The sequence below is a fragment of the Ruegeria spongiae genome (assembly GCF_023502395.1).
GTDB classification, from domain to species: Bacteria; Pseudomonadota; Alphaproteobacteria; order Rhodobacterales; family Rhodobacteraceae; genus Ruegeria_C; species Ruegeria_C spongiae.
On sequence record NZ_JAMFMB010000009.1, the window covers coordinates 1 to 19,584 of the forward strand.

Sequence of the window (19,584 nt, forward strand, 5' to 3'; positions counted from 1 at the left end):
GGGATGAATATGGGCTTCAGGTCAAGAAACTAAGCGCCTACGACTGTCCGGTTCGCTCATGCCAGTCGCGTATGTTCGAACATAGTATTTCAATGTGGTGATCCTGCAAAAGGATTTCGTTATCTCCTCAAGGTAGGAAATCAACGAGCTTCACCGCGCGCGATGTCATGCCTACGACCAACAGCTTGCGAATGTAGCGATCACCTTGCTTCGTGATCTTGCCCAGACGTTCCTTGCCACCGCTGGATTTGTTGAGTGGGGTCAACAAAATGCTGAAGGGCTTTGGATGTCCGTATCCAATCGAGATGGTGAGGCAGAAGTTCCTAAACAACATCGTTGAGCAGGATCACCGATTCATCAAGAGACGCGCTCGGCCAATGCTGGGGTTCAAAGCTCTCGATTCTGCTGCAGCAACCCTCGCTGGAATCGAAGTCGCGAACATGATCCGCAAGGGCCAATTCACGCCTGGACTCTGTCCCTTTCAACAATTCGCTGAACTGGCCGCTTAACTTGAAGACACGCCGTAATCTCGTTGGCTAGCAAGAAACTTTGCAACACAGCCCTTCGAGACAATCTCTTCGGGCTTCGGTCGCTTGTTTGCCATTCGTGGTCCTCCGTTTCCTAAACATAACGGTGGACCAGTTCAGTTGGGGAGGCTCACGCCGAACGATTTGGTTGACTGACGTCATAACCTTCATCACATGGCGAGGTCGCGCATCTTCTGAAGTCGCCTCTCAATCCGGCCCTTTTCAAAAGCGCTGCTTTCTGCCGGAGAGTTAGTGAAGCCTCTTCCGCAAACACGTCAACCATCGCGCGAACCTTTTCCATGCTTGCATTTGGGAACTCGTTACTCACATTGCTGGCAATCATTACCAACTTTTCCGTAAACCAATGGTCTTTCTGCATTGTTGATCCCCTCGTTGCATTGTGGGGATCAAAGGGGCAGATTGGTTAATAGTTGACTAACGCGTATTTGCTGACTTGGGCCACCAATGAGGGTGTTGTAGCTTCGTTTCACTTTGAGCCCTTGGCTGAAAATCATCGAGCAGGTCTTGCAACGCATTTGCTGTAGCATCAAGGCCCTCTTGCCTAAGTCTATGTATGGCCAATTTTGCTTGTGTGATAGTCTCTTTATCCATGCAGAACGTCCCCACGCTTTTACTGGCGGTTAACCTCGACCGGTCTCCTTAAAAATCGGTTAACTGGAACCTCCAATTGGCCAAATCTTGCCTATGTTCGTCCTTGCACACCTATAGATTGTGTCCATTGCCTGATAAGGCACCTTAGCTTGCGATTAATCGGCAGTGGTATAGCGGATAGTAGTCTGCATGTATGTTGTGGAATCGCTCTAACCGCCGCACGCGACTGCACGTCCGCGCTGGTCAATTCAAAACATCACCCTAGCTGGCCACGTGCACTATAAGCACTATCAATTCCAGTGCCCGCCGAGTGCTCCTTACCGTGGCGGTTCTCGAACCAAATATATTCAATCTTAGCAACAATCCACGACTGGCTATTAGTCAAAAGTATGTGCTGTGACCTGAGCTCGCTCAGCGTGTGAAGAATCAGTAACGCTAGTTCCTCTCGTGCGACTGAACGACTACCGACTGGCGTCGGTAGGATCAGCGATGTGGTTTTCGAGGTATTGCAGCACGATGTCTTCGGTGATTGCGCCGTTGGTGGTGGAGAAGTATCCCCTGCCCCAGAACCTGCGGCCCCAGTAGCGCCTACGGATCGCGGGGAATTCCCGTTGTACCTTGTGAGACGAACGGCCCTTCATCCTGCGCACCAGATCGGAAATGGCGATCTTCGGCGGCACCGATACGAACATATGTACATGGTCTGATGACAGTACCCCGCGCAGGATGTCGACCTCGTTCTCGCGGCAGACCTGGCGAAGGATGTCCCGCACCCGCAGGCGCAACGCCCCGGTCAGCACCTTGCAGCGATACTTGGTCGACCAGACGATGTGGTAGCGATGATAGAAAACGCAGTGTTTGCCGGTGTCATATCGCATGACCTTACCCTCTGGAAAATGAGCCTTTCGCGCGCTCGTCAAGTTTACCCAAATACTCGCAAGGAGGGCCAACGGCCGTTCCTCAATGAGCGCAATCCAGAAAGCTCTAGCTTCCCTTCTGTGTTCTAAGAACGAGGTAAGGGGCACTGCCCTAACATGCTCTAAATCCGATCAATGTTGCTAGCAGAGGTATTTCGCGGAGCGAAGGACCTGTCGCGCCAATCCACCTTTCTGCCTCTCAGCGTGAATGCAAAGGTTGACGCAAACCATCGCCGCTTGACAGTTCGTAATTACGGGCAATCGACGTGGTCTGCCCGCCGATAACTAAGAAAGTGAGAAGATTCTCGGGGCAGAGGTCCAGCGTCAGGAATAAGTTCACAAAGTCGAGGATTCTCCAACCGGGAATACCGACCTTGGAAAGCAGATCAATAACCTGTGAGAAGGAATCCGGTCTCCCAAAGCAGCCTTTTTTCCAAAGCATACTTGCTACTGACTCTCGCGCTGACATCGTCGAAGTCTTCGATAGTCTGCCTAAGAGAACGCATGCGTTTATCAGTAGCGCGGCGCAATAGCGTTTGAAGCTTCATGCGCAAAGGATTGTTTGGATCGCTAACAACCTCCGTTTCAAAGAAACAGCCATCTATAATATCTGTATTTCGGATGCAATCATGAACATCGAAAACCATTAGGTTGTACTTGTTCCCCAAAGAATTTTCGATCAGATTTACGTAACTAAACCAACTAAAGTCGAGAATGTTCAATTCACTGACCTTAGAACTCTCCGAGGCATCAATCAGAAACAGTGGGTTACAAATAAAGAAGTAGACCTGTATTGGGAAATCTGAAGCCGGGATAACCAGTTGACTAAGGTGCTCACGAGCTACATCAATCGTATAGTTTTCATCCACTGGTAGGTTTTTAAATGCCAGTTGAGGAATTGACATAAACATCGGTCCATCGAAGTCTAGATCTTTGGGAGTAACGGCGTAGTTACTAGAGTTACGAATGATATTCCACTTTTCAATGACTTTCGCAAAACGAAACGCAACGCTAGGATTTCTGAGGTTGCCAGCGTCTTTGAATAAAGTTCGCACGACATTTACGAATACCCCCGGCGCACCTATGTGAAGATGATAACTTTTTAGGTCCATAATTTCACGCGAATCCGATATCCTTAGCTACTTGTCGCGCGGCTTCAAAAATCTTGTACTCTTGCCCAAAGTGGTCTCTCATGGTAGAGTGAGCAGATTCGTCCAGTTGCTCAACGTCAAGCGGGTTTGCATGTAAATTATCCGATGAAGGGTTGATCGGTAGATCCCGAAGGGCTGTTGATATTTGCAACAGATTCATCGATATTTTTGGGGTTTCGATGCAAAGTAAAATGTTTCCCGATTGATGTTCTAGTAGTAAACGAGTAGCGCTGTGAAAGTAATGAACGTACCCAAGCTTGATGTGCTGTATATGCGCCAGCGCAAAGTGTGCGGCTGATTTGGCAACTTCCGAGCACGATTTCAGATCCGATAGTATCTGTTGCGGTGTTTCAAAATACTTGAAAGCAATCGCTTCTCCCGGCGTCCAGGTTGCCTGATACCTGGGGCGGCCTTGTCTTTGTCGCGAATAGAACGCAGATACGAAACGTTCCGCAGGATCTCTGAACGAAAAAGCAAGCTTGCGATTGTCGCCATATTGCTGTGCTGTTGTTTCTAACGTATCACCATGTATGCACCGCACGATGTTCCTTTGTTTGTAGGCATCTTCTCGCGCTAGATTCCTTAGGTATGTGCCACCTGTTTTGCCAACATGTAACAAACAGAGCGTCGGCAGTTTTCTTACTCTCTGCATTTTGTTTATCTCAACGCTCTCATTCTTGCTGACCCAAGAGTAGTTTTGTGTTCTTTAGTCTTTTGATGTGCCTTAGGTCGGCCTCATATTGCTCTTTAAGTTCGTCTATGATCTTTTTTGGGAGAAGCGAGTACTTTCCACAACTAGCGACGCTATTACCTAAATCAGTGTATCCTAATTCCATCAGGGATGACGCTACTCCAAGCTGGGAGGGTATTGCATTTCGCCGCTTTCGGAAAGACTTTAGGGATTTAACTTCTGTCCACTTTGTAAATTCTAAAACAAATCGTTTGGGATTGTCCGGCTTCCAACGGAATTCTCTGACAACGATCATCGCGCCGGGGTAAGTGGCGCGTATGCTATCAATTACATCTACCCAGGTTCTTTCAAAAAACTTTATATTACCTAACTCTTTCAAATAGTCTTTCTTTTGCCGGAATAAGAGATATAGAAGAGAAGATGCCCACCATTCGGAGTATTCTCGAATGGATAGGGCAACAACATCGGGTTGAAGATTGGAAGGGGCTCTCTTTTTTAGATTGGAAGCAATTCTTGGATACAGGGAGCCAAGCAGTATGTTTTCTTCCATGGTTCCAATCAGGTTTTCTTCGCTTAGTATTAGGCGTGGAGCGTCGGGCGTGAATTGTGCGGTATCTAGAGATCTGGTGTCGGGTAGCGTGAACAACTCAATATTTGCATGGTGCAAAGTATCTTTACTGTGCTTCAGGAACGACTGTAAAGATGAGGTGCCTGTTCGATGCGCCCCCAGATGAAATGCAATGTTGGGCATTCTATTGTACTTCCACCACTTGTTTGCCAGCTAGATGGATTTCTCCAACTTCCGGGAAATCGATATTGCTTCTGCGAGGTTCTTCGACAATCAGGGGACTATACCGTTCAACAGCACTTTTGAACTCCGTGGTGGAGGATTTGAGCAAAATGAGAGGGGCTACGACCTTTTGCGCATGAGTATTGTCGTAGCTCTCTGTAACCGCTTGACTAGCAATATCAGCTTGGCGAGGCTCGACCAGGCGCGATGCCAATTCTTCCAAGTGCATCAACTTTAAATTGGGGAAGCCCTCGCCGGGGCAAATTACTTTGAGTGCCCCATTACCCGTCATATCCAATATTTTTGAAGCTACTTTGCTCATCAAACGATGACCTCGACCCGCAGTGTATATAGTTGGAGCCGCGTTCGCCTGGCTGGAAGCACAAACGGATCATACCGGGCTATGCCGCTCGCAGGTCAGCTTAAGGCGCGAAGACTCAATGTACAATCGCCCCTTCGCAAGGCTTCAACGGCAGTCATCCGTAGTTGAACCGAACCGGGCACCTCTTTCCACAACTTGGGGGAGAGCGCCTCGGTTTGGGTCAAAGAACTAGCGCGATTGTGAGCGTTGCAAACAGGTTCAAGGTCAGAAAAGAAAGTTATCCGCTTCCAGCCCTGAGAAGTCTACACCGTTTAGCGTCAGAGAATTGCCCAGCCCATCGGCGATGACCGTGTTTCCATTCGGATCAGCCGACAGGTGAAAACGTTGAAAGACAGTAAGATTGCTGACCGCCGCAACAGCAGACAGATCAATCACATCTTCAGATTCGAAGTCGAGCACGACGTCAAAACCAGCTGAAAACACAAACACATCGGTGCCTGAACCACCGGCCAAGACATCGTTACCGTTGCCTCCCGCTATGGTGTCACGCCCACTTCCCCCGCCCAGCTTATCATCGCCACTCCCGCCACGGACGATGTCATCACCGTCGAGGCCCCAGAGATGATCGTTCTCTGTTCCTCCCCAAATTGTATCATTCCCACCGCCACCTCCGATGGTGTCCCGTCCACTTCCCCCGCCCAGCTTATCATCGCCACTCCCGCCACGGACGATGTCATCACCGTCGAGGCCCCAGAGATGATCGTTCTCTGTTCCTCCCCAAATTGTATCATTCCCATCGCCACCTCCGATGGTGTCCCGTCCACTTCCCCCGCCCAGCTTATCATCGCCACTCCCACCACGGACGATGTCATCACCATTGAGGCCCCAAAGCTGATCGTTCTCTGTTCCTCCCCAAATTGTATCATTCCCATCGCCACCTCCGATGGTGTCCTGCCCACTTCCCCCGCCCAGCTTATCATCACCACTCCCGCCACGGACGACGTCATCACCATTGAGGCCCCAAAGCTGATCGTTCTCTGTTCCTCCCCAAATTGTATCATTCCCATCGCCACCTCCGATGGTGTCCTGTCCACTTCCCCCGCCTAGCTTATCATCACCACTCCCGCCATGGACGATGTCATCTCCGCCGCGACCAAACAAACCATTGGATCCGCGACTTCCCACCAGTAAGTCCCCAGCTGACGTCCCAGAGACGGACTCTATGGATATCAACTTTCCTGATCCGACTCCAAATGAACCACTACCCAAGTCGACGGCGACACCATCTGCCATATCCAAAAAACTAACATGGTCAAAACCCGCACCTCCGTCCACCCAGTCAGTATTGACAACACTTGAATACTCGTCGGCGTCATCAGTCCCTTCAATCATACGTCCCAACCTGACAATATCGTAGCCAAAAGAGCCGAGGTCACCCTCAAGCCCTTTTGTTTGGTTGCGGGCGACAGCTACTGCTGCATCAGGTTCAAGCCATGGCGGAAGTCCGGTCATATTTTTAAAGAATCCATCAGTGGATGATTCATCCACTTCGAAGCTCAAAGAAGAAATAACATAGTAGTCATTTTGCATCAGCCATTCGCTAAAATCGTAATCAGCGGAAGACGCGCCTTGGTTCATAAAAAATATGTCCAGTGAAGTGTCTCCGACGAAACCGTAAGCGGCAACATTGGAAACTCCAGTTTCAACTTCCACATATTCCTTTCCTAGTGCCGTTTCTTGAAGATTAACCAGGAACTCGCCTAGCGGTGTTAGCGTTCCGTTGGCAGTTGCAATACTCGTGCTATGATACATCGCGGACCAGAAATTCAGTTCGTCTGCTCCTGCTTTCACAAACGACACAAACATCTCCATAGCAAAGTGAGCCTGCTTTTGGCCGAAGATCGCGTCTTGGAGGTGATTCACGTTCCATTCCGTAACGTGAATGGCTAACTCTTCACCCTTCACAGCTTCCCAAGCTTCTACAAAACGTAGACCCGAATGCACAGCACTCTCAATGTCTTCAAAGCGCGCAATTAGGTCATCGCCGTTGTCCTTGTGTTCCTTGTAGATAAAGTGCATCGCCGCGCCGTCGATGGCATCGATTGCCTCTGCGTCTAACTGACTTAAAACGACAGAGTTCCGCTGCGCCAAGCTGTCGTAGCTCATGCCTCCGTTTGCGCTTTGGCCCCAGATTTGAGCAAGTATCTTCGGCTCCACAAAGCCTTTGGGTAGAAGTCCCTCCGAAATCAAGTCATCAATCACACCCTGTGTCAGTTTTGCGATCTCGTTTAAAACCAAACCGTATTCTGTGGACGTCATAAATGTCTGGTATTCATTACCCACCTCTAAGGCTGTTATCACGTCAGACCCTTCGATCAGTGAGTTTCGAATAAACGTCTCTAGATCAGCTTTTTTTGAGTAGTCGAACTCACGATGTCCTGCTTCCTTTTCAGACGTCAGAAATTGTGCTGTTGGGATTACAACCGTAATATTCGACTCAACACTTCGAGCAAATCTTATGAATTCGTTTAAAGGAGTAAGCCTATATTCTTGCCCTGAGGAGTCTAAGCCAGTAGCAGCATTTGGATTCCTGATATCAAATACTGTTTCGCTCTCTATGCCGCCGGGATATCGCAAGTTTTTAGCGCCTAAGGCTTCAACAACCTCATCGTACTTTTCCCAGCCACGATCCCCTATTCGTTCATAGTTGAATACGTGGTTTAACCCAAAATGCCCGGACTCCACCGAACTATATACCTGATGTATTTTCATTACTTCACTCTCACAACTATTTATATTTTGGGGCGTGAGAGATTTAAGGAGTCTTAACCGCGGGATGAATAACATTAAATAAGTATTCAAATTTAACAAGACTGAGTGAAAACACTACTAGATCTTGCCAATTTAATAAAATTTGTTGTTGGAGTGATTGCTTTCTCCTTTTGTGATGGCTTCTGCCAACATCGCGTCGACACATTGCTATGCCACCAGGAATAGGCATACACACCATCGACTAGACCTCTTTGCACTTTGCCTCGCTTCGGCGGCTCCTATGGCGAATAGATGGGAACAGGCACCCTTCAGGGCGCAACGCACTGATGCTTTATCATTTAGAAATCATATCGATGAACCCTCTTTCCAGCCAACAAATGGGAACGGTCAATGCATACACACTGGATTAATGAGGTTCTTTTGGATATCGCGGAATTTGCAAAGTTAAATGGCATGCCTGAGTTGGAGGCGCACGTGCAGTGTGCGCTACTTGCAGCCGAAACGCAAAACGGCGATGCAGATACACTGGCCGAAACTGATTAGGTGACTTTGCGTCCACCCCACAGAAGCTGTCCTCCGTCGTGATTATGATGGCGAAAGTCGTGAAGCTGATCCGAAATGAGTGCGAACTTTTGGGTCAGTTTCCGGCGCGAGACGGTTGCTTCGATGCGTAAGAATTGCTTCAGCGATGAAGGTTAACAGTTACATGCGGCACGCCTATCGTCGGATCGCTGCGCTGCTGAGAGATGTTGGCTGGCATGTGAACGACAAGCGGGTCGAAAGGCTGTGGCGACGAGAGGGGCTGAAAGTGCCAACGAAACAACCAAAGAAGGGGCGGCTCTGGCTGAATGACGGATCGTGCGTTCGGCTTCGACCGGAGCATCGTAACCATGTCTGGTCTTATGACTTCGTGCATTGCCGGACTGATGACGGAAGGGCGCTCCGCACGCTCAACATCATCGACGAATACAGCCGAGAGTGTTTGGCAAGGCGGCAATTCGACGATACCCGTATCGACCAAACTGACGAGCCAGTTCGATCATATCGGCCACCAGCCTGTCTTCATCCGGGCGAGAAGTACGGTGGAATGGGCGTAGATCAATTGAAAGAACTGAAGCGGCTTCAAAAGGAAAATGACAGGCTCAGAAGAGCTGTGTCTGATCTGACGTTGGACAAATTGATCCTGAAGGAAGCAGCGAAGGGAAACTTCTGAGCCCCGCTCGTCGCCGGGCTTGCATTGATCACGTGCGCAGTCAGTTCAAAGTGTCGGAGCGCAGGGCCTGTCGCGTGCTGAGACAACATCGTTCGTCACAACGGTATGCTCCCCGCACTTACGCCAGCGATAATAGGTTTGTTCAACAACACCAATCTGTCTGATTGCAGACAGGCGGGACATACCTTGCCCCATCAACACCTCAACTTGCCGTAACTTAGAAACTATCTCTTCCGGCTTCGGTCGCTTGTTTGCCATTTCTGGTCCTCCGTTTCCTAAACATAGGGGCGGACCAGTTCAGTTGGGGAGGCTCAACAGTGTTAAACGGCTCAAGAACCGGAACCAGATCTTTGAGCTAACCAGAAATTAACCAGGTCTGTTTAGAAACTGACTGCCATAATCAGGAGTTTACCATGCAGGCATGTAGTCGCGAAGGGTCGATCAGTTCCCAAGCCTGGGATGAGATTTATGACAACTTGGTGCTAGCCTTAGACTTAGTTTCGTCCGGACCAAGAGATGCTATGGCCTTAAGAAACCTTGTTTCTCACTTAGAACCAGCTTCAGAAGCTGCCAAGAGTTGCCTTGGCACCATGGGCTGAGCTTTCACAATCTCTGGCCCTACTTTTTAGGCTTAGAAAGGGCCTGAAATCAGCGTTAGCCGCTAGGGCAGCCATAGAAATGCGTCCGGAAGCCAGAATGTTCCACGACCTGCTGCGCCAAGGCAACCAAGTCGTACCAATATGGCGGTTCATCGTCGGCGGCCATGCAGAGATACCTCCTGATATCAGCGATCCTATCCGATTCCCAATCCCGCCCACAAGCCTGACAGGGATGTGTCCACGATGGCGGCGAAACACATGAAAGCAACAAAATTCAAGGACGCTTAGAAGGCGTTCATCCCTAGGCAATGCGATCAAGGTACAGCGGTTGGACCAGTCCAAGGCGACTTCGACTGAACCTTGAACAACCTACAATTCGCAACGGAAAGCCAACTATTTTAGCACAGTTTGCTACCCGAAGGTAAGAGGATGACAAATGTGTGAGTTCGACCTTTGGTCTTCTTTTTTCTCACGTACTGATTTGGTCGAAGTACTGGATTTTCCAGCCGAAACCATTTTCGGAGCTTGGGACGCTCTGGTGCCACACTTTGGTAGCTTGCAGCCGCATGGTTTCTTGCGGTCGACAGCTGCGCCTAACTTCTTCGACGTAATATCGATTACGGCGCACTGCTCGCTCTCAAGATTTATGGTCGACCAAAGCTGGGCCAAAAATCTCTCGTTGTCAGTTTCAGACTTGCTCGCGGCCTTGATCGATGAGGTTAGCCTAGTGCTCCGTGAAGAATTCTCTGACTTCCTTGGATTTCGTTACTATCTCAAGTTTCATGATAACCTCGTTGATTGCTTTGAGCTATGGGCCAACGACTATCCATGTCTGCAAAGAATGCAAATGTTGGACGCAATTTCGCGTTCAGTTAGGGTCGTTATGCGAAAGATACGAGCCAGGGCAATACAATACGCCATCGTGAATGCGCCCCAGTCGAAGTGATCCGTCACTATACCTAGCAAGTGTGGATGTGTCGCAATCTCTGGGGTCTAGTTGATGAGCCTGCGTGATCTGAGGTTTGTACTGGTCGAAAAATTTCGAACAGGTTATTTGAGTGTGGATCGGCATGCAAAACTGACCCCGGTATTGGGGTGATCGGCGTCCAAAAGTGATCCCCCTGATAGTTGTGATCAGATGCTTCCTCAAAAGCATGAGGGAGCAGTCAGGGGATGTTGGTTGTGGAGACGATTGCGAAGATCAGGCGTGCGCATTTCATCGACGGCAAGCCGATCAAGCAGATTTGCCGCGAGCTTCGGGTGTCGCGGAACACGGTGCGCAAGGTGATCCGATCAGGTGCCACCGAGTTCACCTATGACCGCGCGACGCAGCCCTGCCCAAAGATCGACCCTTGGCGGTCGGTGCTTGGCGATTTGCTGGCTGAAGATGCCCGTCGGCCGAAGCGTGAACGCCTGACGCTCGTCCGGATTTGCGAGGACCTGCGTAACCGCGGCTATGACTTCAGCTATGATGCGGTGCGCCGATACGCGGCAACTGGTCGAAGGTAGCACGGGCAGCCTCCGCGGTGGCCTATCCGGCAGCTTTGAAGTAGTTCCAGCACTCTTCTGGTGAGAAGAGATCGCAGATTTCGGCAAGGGCATCGAACACGTCCATGAAGGTGCGTGCACCGGTCCGTCTGAGGTGGACTTTGTAGAGCGTCTTCGGCGGTCCATATTCGCGAGGCGCATCGGACCACCGCAACCCATTGCGATTGATGAAAATAATCCCGCTTAGTACACGTCGATCATCGACCCTCGGTTTGCCATGGCTCTTCGGAAAATAGGGCCGAAGGCGAACCATCTGCTCGTCGGTCAACCAGAATAGATTACTCACCATGCACCCCTCAAAAACTCAGGGGCTTGAATCATGCAAACAAGATCGCGGCAACCATATTAATGGGTCCAGAGCCTAGTGCGCAGATGCTGCTTTCTGGCGCTTCAACAGGTGGTGCGTCAGATAGTGTTGAGTGCGAAACCCTTTTGACTGGGTACGTAGAATGAATCGCGGGTGCTATATATATACGCCCCGTCCGTAAATCGGTGATTTCGGAAAATTCAGTCACCGAAACCGGTAAAATTCTATTGGGTTTCTTACGCTTCTGCTTGCAGTTCAGCATCTTGCGACGCGGATGCATCCAATCGCCAAACTGGCAGCGGATACATGCCACTTCATTGCTGAAAGTGTGAGGGCTCACAGAAACCAGCAATTTGGCACTACGCCGAAATGGCTGAATGTCCTTACTATATTGGTCGGAGAGGCGAGATTCGAACTCACGACCCCTGCCTCCCGAAGACAGGGGTTATCCTTTATATAAAGGACATTTCGTCCAATCCTGCACGGAACATCTCGCAAACACCTGTAGAACATACGCAATCTTGTGCAATCCTGCACGGATTGCATGGATTCTTCTTGCATGACTTGCACAACGATGCAAGAGCGTTCATCAGTCGACAAGACTGAGTAAGTCACACTGCACTTGGCTCCGACTTTAGATCGACTCCGCTGCCTAGCAATTCCAATTCGCCCGCATAGGGAACTAGTAGTTCCGCTGCCTAAGCTTTCAGGGCGCGTGCGACAACGCCAACATTTCCGACCCCCACCGCCGTTACCTGACAGGTCACGCCAATAGGGGATGCCGTTGAAGGCGGTTATGGCGACGGTGCGGGAATGCGATACCTGTTTGATAGCTTGAAACAGGTCGACCCGGCCTAGCCTTTTAGTTGGTAGTTAGAGTGAAACCAACTCGGCTAGCTTGGTTGCTACATCTGCCATCGGCTCTTCCGCTGTACTCAGGCCAGTGCGCGAGCCGAGCAGGGGGCTGACATCGCGAAGGGCGTCGTACGTCGTATTGTGAACAATGGGGACGAGCAAGTCACGCGCAAGAAGCACCGAAAGCTCTTTGTCGGCGATACCTTCTCCACGTATGCGGCTCAAAAATGCGGGCGTCACCAACACGATCCCGACTCGCGACTTCGCCAATCCCTTATCGATCTCGCGTAGCAACGGCGAACCGAGGAGGACGTCCTTTTCGCTGAACCAGACCGAGACACCAAGTGACTCCAATTGATCGTGCAGATCCTTGGCCGCTCCGCCCCGGTCATCCCAAGCGTGGCAGAGAAACACATCTCGCGGGTCAGGTGGCGGGGTACGAGTCTCTACTTTTCGGCGGACTGGATATAGTGCCCGCACCTCGGAAGGCGTGTAGGTTACGGATGAATTCGCTGGCGACCACCTAGGCCTACTGCTGCTAGACCCTCCGCTGCTCCGTCCGCCGCCGCTGCTCGCTGAAGAGGTGTAGGACGGGGTGTATGATGGGGTGGAATACGACCCGTAGCCACCGTAGCCGCGATAGCGGCCACCACATGCGGGGCATGCCGCTGCGGCGGCTGCTGATCGATGTCCGCGTACTGGTGCTGTGCATCTTGCCATGCGGTGGACTATATGTGGTGCAATCACCGCTCTCAAGCACTATTTGGGGTGGCGCGCAAGGAAGGGTTGATTGGTTCGCAGGCCTGATCTTCCTCAATCTAAGGTATCGTTGACGCTCCGACATATCATGCGTCTCCCGCGTTAGCGGGGTCGTTCTGTGTTCAATTCCTTGACCCGTTTGCGCCCAGCCTAATCATTTGACCCGTTGTGATTCGGAAATTTGACTCTCGAACCCGCGAAATGTTATAGAAAGTCAATACTTATTTTAACTTCCCCCCAAATGGAGGCCAATTTTGCCGATCACGGTAACACAGAAAGAATACGCGCGCGCAGTCGGAGTCCACGCTGACACGGTGTCACGCCGACTGCGCGACGTTCAGTATACGGGCGGTGAACGCAACCGCCAGTATCACTTGGCGGCGGTACTCCCGACGCTGACCGCGCGTGAGCGCGGTGGTGACGCTGTAAAGCATCTGTTCGACGTCGCCACCACGGATGACACGATTTGGGTTGGCGATGATGTCACGCTGATCTGCCAACGGTTCAGGGAAGCCCTGACGCCAGAGGAAAGTACGCGCTTGTTTGAATGCGAAGTGAGCCTGACAAGCGCTCTCTCATCGTCTCTGCGAAGCTCCGAATTGTTTCGCTACATCGACGTCTTGCGCCTCAAGCTGCCGCTGCACCATGGCGTGCTTCGATACACCATGATGGGCGATCCCCGTGAACTACCCAACTGGCCCGGATTCTGCGTGCCTTGGGCTATCTGCAACACGTCTCATGAAAATCTTGTAGAAGAAAGGATTGCTGCCTGATGACGGCGAATGAAGACTACTCAAACTTTTTGAACATCCTCAGCGGATCGGAAGCCGTGGCAGAGCGTTGGGCAAATATAGCCCAGCAGGTTGCGGCGGATGCAAAGAACATCCACGGCGTTGATTTGGATGAAACGGACGTCCTTTCCGTCAGAGCCGCCCGCTGTGCAGCGCTCGGAGACGGTAAGCTTGGCGACTACCATGACGAATTGTCAGAGCTTGTCCCCGTCGCCAAGCAGAAAGAAGAGGTTGCACATTTCGAAGCTCTTCAAGCTGGCGATGAGCAGACATTGGCGGACACGACACCAACAGAGCGTATGAACGCCGTGCGGGCTGCACAGACACGTGGACAGTTGAGCGCGGTAGATGAACTTTCCGAATCTCAAGCACTCGCAGTAGTGCTGCAGATCGAAAATCCGGTTGAGCGCCTGCGGATTGCTAATGCGTTTGGAATCGGACGCGCACCTGTTTCAGATCGGCGCGAACGCCGTATGCGGGGGCGCTGACCAATGCGCGTTGATTTGGATAAGCTCTGCACCGAAATCAGACAGTTCGGCGGCAATGCGTGGCGCTTTTTTACGCCGGTGGATATCGGCTGGGAGTCGGTCATGCTTCGCGGCGTTGCGATTTCAGATCGCGAATTTGTTGAAGTTCTGAAACGTTTCCCAGACCTGCCGCAAGAGCAGGAAGTTGTGGATGAACTGGCGCGGCGTGGAATCTGGCTGGAAGGACACGAACCGACGCCGGAAGAGCCAACCGTTGCTACCAACAGAGTACAGGATGCCGCGCCCGAGCAACCTACCTACGCGATGTCGGATGAGCGTAGGCGACAGCGTGACAAAGCGATGCGCTCGATGCAGCGCGCCGACGAACTCGCAGATAGAAAGCGGAGGCGCGGGCGATGAGCTTCTTCGATGATTTTCCTGCTGGATCGACCCGGTTGAGCAAGGAACAGGCCGAGCGGAAGCGCGAGCGCGACACGCGCATCCGCGCAGGACTCACGGTTCGCGAGTCATGGTCAAAAAAACAGTTCGAAGAGGAAAGCATTCGCCTTGAAAAAGAAGTATCGGAATGGCTTGAACGCGCGGCAGCGTGACGCGATGGGCAAACGTGCCATGAAAAAGGCACAGCGCCGCTCTCAGTTGTGGTTTGCCGAGCGTATGCGCCTTGGTAGGGCGCAGTTTGAGGCTTCACTGCATGAGGTCGAGCGCAGGGTATCGAAAACCTTGGCGGCGGAATTCGGCGAAAAATAGAGACACCCGCTTGCGCGTGCTTCCCCGAGCCGCGTGCAAGCGACAGTGCCCCCGGCGTTATCGGGACGCCGGGGGCGCACAAACAAGCTCCAAACAAAACGAGAAACTGAAAATGAAATATGCCGAACGGACCAAACTCCGGCGCGAGTGCTCGCGCCTGATCCGGTGTTTCACGCTGGCACAGGATGCCGACAGAGGCCGGTCAGCCTACAAGGTGCCACGAACTGTCGCAAAGAAGATTGAAGACATCGTTGACGGCGACTCCGCCAGACTTATGAGCAGCAACTTCTCTGAGATCATGCAAGATGCGGGTTTTTATCGTGACATAACCGGTGACCCCCGCCGCAATCCGGGGAATTGGGTGACTGGTGGTCGGACGATACATGGCGGAGAGCCTGTGTCGAAATGGGAACCGGGGCATCGTTTTTTTCCCCTGCTTCGCGCCATCGTGGCGATGTACGGACCAGACGATTCGGTCGCATCTGACAGCGGATCAGAGGCTGCGTAGCCGTTTTTACCGACCTCGGTAGAAAAAATTTGACCGCCAAACTGCGTGAATCTGGGCATCATGCCATAAATCTTTTCGCACAGTTGAAATTCCAATATCGAAACAATGAAAGTGAAATATCTGTCGAATTACCGTTTTGAGATGACCGAATGCCATCTTTGAATGAAAAGCGGCCTTCCTATTGTTTCGATTCCAGAATTTCAACTGTGCGAAAAGATTTCACTTGAAGTCGATAGATTCACTTCAAGTCGATGCGTAACTACTTGAAGTTAATGCACAAAACCGTTGACTCATGACCTCGACCACCGCATTTATTGAGGCGTCGGCGGAATGGTTCCGACCGACAAATTTAAAACAGGAAACATACGAATGTACGAAATGGAGAAAGAACTGGTCCAAGTGACGGATCAATTGGCGCAGACGGGGTTGAAAGGGTTCTTGGAAGGTAATGCCAACGAGTTGGTGCGGCTTCGCGACGAACTGACCGCCTTGCTGGAACAGGCGGCACAATAAATTTGGCAGGCCCGCGTTAGCGGGCCGTCAACACAAGGAGAAAACGAGCAAAATGAAAGACAACCATTCCACAACAAATGGCATGGAGGACAAAAACCCTTTCCAAGTCGCTGGGCTGAATGTGCTCCAGTTCGCGCGGATGTGGCGAGATGGCCTGCTGCATGATCATCCTAACCGATCTGAACCACCTCTCTGGATGTATGATCACTATCGCGAAGAGAATGTGGTCAAGTTCAAACGGCCTCAAACCTCGAAGATCAACGACGCTACTATCATCGGCGACCTTGAGAAGTGCGACGCGCTGCTGGCTCAAACGGTCGTTGTTGGAACTACTGACACTGCACCCACTACGTTCGGTGAAAAGTGGGAACATCATGAACAGCCCTTGGGAGATGCAATCCTCTCGTTTCTGACCCGCCACCCGGAACAGGCCGAGAAAGGTGGAAACGCGTTCTTCTTTGCCGAAGGTCAGAAGACAGGGAAGCGGAGAAATCGCGTTGAATACTGCTACAAGCTCGAAAAGAAAATCCTGAGGGTCTACGCTCTTTCTGCGGATATCGACGGCGGGTGTACTGTTGAACAGGTTATCCCGCGACTGCGTGCGCTTGGATTGTTTGCGATAATTTACACGACGCACTCTCACAGCAGCAAAGGTGGGGTGGGCAGTGATCGTTTTCGAATTGTCATCCCGCTGGCTGAGCCGTTTGAACTTGGTATTCGTGAGGATGACCCGGATGCTTGGGAAGCCCAAAGAGGGGAATGGAAGAGTCGGTATTTCGGCTTCCTTGAAAAGCTGATCCCGGATGGCGGTGAGATTGATGCAAAGGGCGCTTTGCCCTCCCAGATGATGCACGCCCCGGCGCGACCATCGGGTGCAGATTTCAAACACTACATTCTTGCGGGTCGCGGACTGAAACTGGATGACATGCCCGCTGGAGACGTCAGCAAGTATACTCGCCGCGCGCCGTCAGGCGCTAAGGGTGGCAGCGGTGCCGTTGGTGGCGAGCCAGCGTATCTGTCCGATGGCTTCGACCTGCTGGCATGGTGGCAGGATCACGGTGAATACTTCCTGTTGCCCGACTTCCTTGAAATGATCGGTTGGGACGTGCGGGGCGAGGCTGGTCGGGGCATCGATATTCTCTGCCCGAATGCCGACGCGCATACGTCCGGTGAAGACATGGCTTGGGCAGCAGAAGGCGACGGCGCAGATGAGCGCGCGATCATCTACTGCCACCACGACCATTGTGATGGCCTTTACACCTGCGATTTTCTGCGCCTGATTGAAGAGCAGACGGAAATGCCGGATGGGCAATCGTTCTCCACTCTGCTGTGCGACCCGATGTTCTACCCAGATGAGCTGGACGGTGAAACGATTGCGGTAGACCGTGCGGACTACGTGGATGAAGAAATCAAGATTGAGTGGCTCAAGACGCCCGCCGCTGTGAAGCGGGCTTTTGCGGCACTGTCCGCTAACGCTGGAAAGGACCATTTGGCCGCGATCTATGCCGGGATTCTCCAAGGCGGTGAAAGACAGAAGGCCGTCGAGAAATGGAACGAACTGGTAAAGCCCCATCTTGACGCAAATGGACGGAAGAGTGCGGAGAAGCACGGGCGCGAACTGCTGGACGCAAAGAAGGCGGAGTACGCGGCGGAGAAAGCGGAAAAGCGAAGGGAGGAGAATGTTGCAGCCCTGAGTGAAACACCTGCGAATATATCGCTGGACCCAGCAGAACCATTGGGCGACGATCTGAATAGCGCATTGGCAACGCTTGGCTATCGCTACGCCGTCTGCGACTTGGGCGGGCGGTTCGGGGTAGTTCGCAAGCCGGACTATGACGCGTTTAATTCCGACTTTGACTCAACAATTGCCGTTTACCGTAAAGAAGACTTCCTGAACCTGCACCTTGATCGACAGATCGTTGAAGGCGAGCAGTTGGTTAACCCGGCGAAGGTCTTTCTTGAAACGGCAAAGCGAAAGAGTGGTTTGGTGTTCGCTCCGCCGCCGACGGTACCGGGCGAGAACGATTTTAACATGTATCAGGGTCGAAAGCTGAAAGCCAAAACTGGAGAGTTTGGCGACGCACAGGATTTTCCGTTCCTGCATGACTTCATGCTTCGGATTGTTTGTGATGGCGATGCCGAAAAACTGAGTTGGATGTTGCTTTGGATGGCCCACATGGTCCAGCGCCCCGGCGAGAAGCCGGGAACCTCCGTGATCGCCGTTGGAGAAGGTGGGATTGGTAAAGGGCGGTTCGGTGCGCTTTTGGGTAGGCTGGCAGCGCCCAATTTCAAGCAACTCGAAAACGAAGGTCATGTGGTCGGGCAATTTGCGGGTGAACACCTCAGCAAGTGTGTGCTGGTGGTGGTCAACGAAGCCGTCTTTGGTGCGAGTCGAAAGGTATCCAGCACCCCTAAAGCTCTTGTCGACGCCGTGTCCATTCAGGTGGAGGCGAAGGGGTTGAGTCTCGTCACTGTTCCATCGTTCACGCGCTTCTACTTCGACTCAAACGACGCCGTGCCCGTCCTGATCGAAAACAACGGTTCCGAGCGTCGCTACTTCGTGTTGAAGTTCAATCCCGAGAAGCATGGCGATACGGGGTACTTTGAAGACCTGACCAAGGCCATAGAAGGCGACGAAATGGCGTATCTTCTGGACTATCTGGAGAGGTACGACCCCGCGTCAGCGGGTAAGAGCTGGGCAGATGTGCGTACTGCACCCGAGACGCCCGAGCGGAAGGTCATGGGTTGGCACTCGATGCGTCCTGCACAGCGGCGTCTGCTGACCGTATTGCGTGATCGTGAAGTGACGCTGAGGGTGGGAGGATACGACGAGACGTTTGTTCCCGGTCAGGACGGTTTGCGGCTCCCGAAGGCTGCCTTCCGTACGTATATTGAGGCGATGGCGAACAAGCACGATGCTGACGACGTGGACGTGGTAGCAATGGTTCGGCGCTTGTTTGGAGTCGAGATCACCGAAAAGCGTGGGAAGGTCGGCGACAACAGCGATATGCGCTTTTGGGTCTTTCCGCCTGAGATTTTGGGCAAGAATGTAGATAGGGTCCTGTTGGGGGCCGCGTGAGCCGTACAGCCTCCAAGCCGTGATGCAGTGGAGGCGGCTTGGAGGCGCAGGAGCGCCTTATTTCATTGGGCTAAACACTCTCTGCCTCCAAACCTCCAACGCGCATCAGACCTGACGGAATACAGACGGGGACGGACACACCCGAAATTCTTGGTGTGTGTGTCTAATTCTAAATTTCTTGAGGTATATTTCATTGGAGGTTTGGAGGCAGGTACGTTCACCCCCTTATTCTTATGGCCCAAACCGCCTCCAAGGCCTTGGAGATTGGTTGGAGGCTTGGAGGCTGAGACGTAGGCCTCGCATCAGGGCATCCGCTCGCCTAACGCATCAAGCCCTGTTGGAATTGTGAGTCCGTATTTGCGATTTTAGCATACAAAAGGTAGACGCCGGGGGCG

At 52.0% G+C, this 19,584-nt stretch carries 18 protein-coding genes and 7 pseudogenes; 14 read left to right on the forward strand and 11 right to left on the reverse strand.

The window, feature by feature from the left end; translation table 11 throughout:
• Positions 1-160: 160 nt before the first annotated feature.
• Positions 161-265, reverse strand: a pseudogene (locus tag M3P21_RS08680) (transposase); the annotation flags it as partial.
• Here M3P21_RS08680 and M3P21_RS08685 point away from each other — a divergent pair.
• Positions 264-509, forward strand: a pseudogene (locus M3P21_RS08685) (DDE-type integrase/transposase/recombinase); the annotation flags it as partial. The pseudogenes M3P21_RS08680 and M3P21_RS08685 overlap by 2 nt on opposite strands.
• Before the next feature lie 148 nt (positions 510-657).
• On the opposite strand, the gene M3P21_RS08690 reads toward M3P21_RS08685, so the two are convergent.
• The 7 genes from M3P21_RS08690 to M3P21_RS08720 all read right to left on the reverse strand — a co-directional run bounded on the left by M3P21_RS08690 (position 658) and on the right by M3P21_RS08720 (position 7,782).
• Positions 658-906 (reverse strand): hypothetical protein, encoded by a 249-nt coding sequence (locus M3P21_RS08690; RefSeq protein ID WP_249708992.1) that lies wholly within the window; start codon positions 904-906, stop codon positions 658-660.
• A 694-nt stretch (positions 907-1,600) separates the two neighbouring features.
• Positions 1,601-2,017, reverse strand: a complete 417-nt coding sequence (tnpA, locus tag M3P21_RS08695) for an IS200/IS605 family transposase (protein ID WP_249708993.1) — start codon at positions 2,015-2,017, stop codon at positions 1,601-1,603.
• A gap of 425 nt (positions 2,018-2,442) precedes the next feature.
• Positions 2,443-3,168: a hypothetical protein gene (locus M3P21_RS08700; protein ID WP_249708994.1), complete on the reverse strand. Its 726-nt coding sequence runs from the start codon at positions 3,166-3,168 to the stop codon at positions 2,443-2,445.
• Between the two features lie 4 nt (positions 3,169-3,172).
• Complete coding sequence (locus M3P21_RS08705) at positions 3,173-3,859, reverse strand: hypothetical protein (protein WP_249708995.1); 687 nt, start codon at positions 3,857-3,859, stop codon at positions 3,173-3,175.
• 19 nt (positions 3,860-3,878) lie between these two features.
• Complete coding sequence (locus M3P21_RS08710; protein ID WP_249708996.1) at positions 3,879-4,649, reverse strand: hypothetical protein; 771 nt, start codon at positions 4,647-4,649, stop codon at positions 3,879-3,881.
• 1 nt (position 4,650) lies between these two features.
• Complete coding sequence (locus tag M3P21_RS08715; RefSeq protein WP_249708997.1) at positions 4,651-5,010, reverse strand: hypothetical protein; 360 nt, start codon at positions 5,008-5,010, stop codon at positions 4,651-4,653.
• 264 nt (positions 5,011-5,274) lie between these two features.
• Entirely contained in the window at positions 5,275-7,782 is a 2,508-nt protein-coding gene (locus M3P21_RS08720; RefSeq protein ID WP_249708998.1) for a calcium-binding protein, read from the reverse strand.
• A 390-nt stretch (positions 7,783-8,172) separates the two neighbouring features.
• On the opposite strand from M3P21_RS08720, the gene M3P21_RS08725 reads away from it, so the two are divergent.
• The 3 genes and pseudogenes from M3P21_RS08725 to M3P21_RS08735 form a co-directional block, all read left to right on the forward strand.
• On the forward strand, positions 8,173-8,325 hold the full coding sequence (locus tag M3P21_RS08725) for a hypothetical protein (protein WP_249708999.1): 153 nt from the start codon (positions 8,173-8,175) through the stop codon (positions 8,323-8,325).
• Positions 8,326-8,485: 160 nt separating this feature from the next.
• Positions 8,486-8,776, forward strand: a pseudogene (locus M3P21_RS08730) (IS3 family transposase); the annotation flags it as partial.
• Between the two features lie 78 nt (positions 8,777-8,854).
• A pseudogene (locus M3P21_RS08735) lies at positions 8,855-9,111 on the forward strand (IS3 family transposase); the annotation flags it as partial.
• On the opposite strand, the pseudogene M3P21_RS08740 reads toward M3P21_RS08735, so the two are convergent.
• Positions 9,103-9,253, reverse strand: a pseudogene (locus M3P21_RS08740) (IS3 family transposase); the annotation flags it as partial. The pseudogenes M3P21_RS08735 and M3P21_RS08740 overlap by 9 nt on opposite strands.
• Before the next feature lie 777 nt (positions 9,254-10,030).
• On the opposite strand from M3P21_RS08740, the gene M3P21_RS08745 reads away from it, so the two are divergent.
• Together M3P21_RS08745 and M3P21_RS08750 are read left to right on the forward strand one after the other, a co-directional pair.
• Positions 10,031-10,540, forward strand: a complete 510-nt coding sequence (locus tag M3P21_RS08745) for a hypothetical protein (protein ID WP_249709000.1) — start codon at positions 10,031-10,033, stop codon at positions 10,538-10,540.
• A 227-nt stretch (positions 10,541-10,767) separates the two neighbouring features.
• Positions 10,768-11,129 (forward strand): annotated as a pseudogene (locus M3P21_RS08750) (IS21 family transposase); the annotation flags it as partial.
• 56 nt (positions 11,130-11,185) lie between these two features.
• Here M3P21_RS08750 and M3P21_RS22540 read toward each other — a convergent pair.
• A pseudogene (locus M3P21_RS22540) lies at positions 11,186-11,428 on the reverse strand (transposase); the annotation flags it as partial.
• Positions 11,429-12,322: 894 nt separating this feature from the next.
• Positions 12,323-12,718, reverse strand: coding sequence for a toll/interleukin-1 receptor domain-containing protein (locus M3P21_RS22645; RefSeq protein ID WP_249709001.1), 396 nt, complete (start codon positions 12,716-12,718; stop codon positions 12,323-12,325).
• A 599-nt stretch (positions 12,719-13,317) separates the two neighbouring features.
• Between M3P21_RS22645 and M3P21_RS08770 the strand changes: the two genes are divergently transcribed.
• The 8 genes from M3P21_RS08770 (at position 13,318) to M3P21_RS08805 (ending at position 19,189) form a co-directional block, all read left to right on the forward strand.
• Entirely contained in the window at positions 13,318-13,836 is a 519-nt protein-coding gene (locus M3P21_RS08770) for a hypothetical protein (protein WP_249709002.1), read from the forward strand.
• The gene (locus tag M3P21_RS08775; RefSeq protein WP_249709003.1) at positions 13,836-14,342 is read left to right on the forward strand and encodes a hypothetical protein; all 507 of its coding nucleotides are present in this window, start codon (positions 13,836-13,838) and stop codon (positions 14,340-14,342) included. The genes M3P21_RS08770 and M3P21_RS08775 overlap by 1 nt, the downstream gene beginning before the upstream one ends.
• Positions 14,343-14,345: 3 nt before the next feature.
• Positions 14,346-14,741 carry a hypothetical protein gene (locus tag M3P21_RS08780; RefSeq protein ID WP_249709004.1) on the forward strand — a complete coding sequence of 132 codons (396 nt, stop codon included), beginning with the start codon at positions 14,346-14,348 and terminating at the stop codon, positions 14,739-14,741.
• A complete protein-coding gene (locus tag M3P21_RS08785) occupies positions 14,738-14,932 on the forward strand; it encodes a hypothetical protein (RefSeq protein ID WP_249709005.1) in 195 nt (64 codons plus the stop codon). The genes M3P21_RS08780 and M3P21_RS08785 overlap by 4 nt, the downstream gene beginning before the upstream one ends.
• The gene (locus M3P21_RS08790; RefSeq protein ID WP_249709006.1) at positions 14,889-15,089 is read left to right on the forward strand and encodes a hypothetical protein; all 201 of its coding nucleotides are present in this window, start codon (positions 14,889-14,891) and stop codon (positions 15,087-15,089) included. Before M3P21_RS08785 ends, M3P21_RS08790 begins: the two co-directional genes overlap by 44 nt.
• Before the next feature lie 112 nt (positions 15,090-15,201).
• Positions 15,202-15,597 carry a hypothetical protein gene (locus tag M3P21_RS08795; protein WP_249709007.1) on the forward strand — a complete coding sequence of 132 codons (396 nt, stop codon included), beginning with the start codon at positions 15,202-15,204 and terminating at the stop codon, positions 15,595-15,597.
• Positions 15,598-15,927: 330 nt separating this feature from the next.
• Positions 15,928-16,110 carry a hypothetical protein gene (locus M3P21_RS08800; protein WP_249709009.1) on the forward strand — a complete coding sequence of 61 codons (183 nt, stop codon included), beginning with the start codon at positions 15,928-15,930 and terminating at the stop codon, positions 16,108-16,110.
• A 52-nt stretch (positions 16,111-16,162) separates the two neighbouring features.
• Entirely contained in the window at positions 16,163-19,189 is a 3,027-nt protein-coding gene (locus M3P21_RS08805) for a primase-helicase family protein (RefSeq protein ID WP_249709011.1), read from the forward strand.
• Positions 19,190-19,584 lie beyond the last annotated feature (395 nt).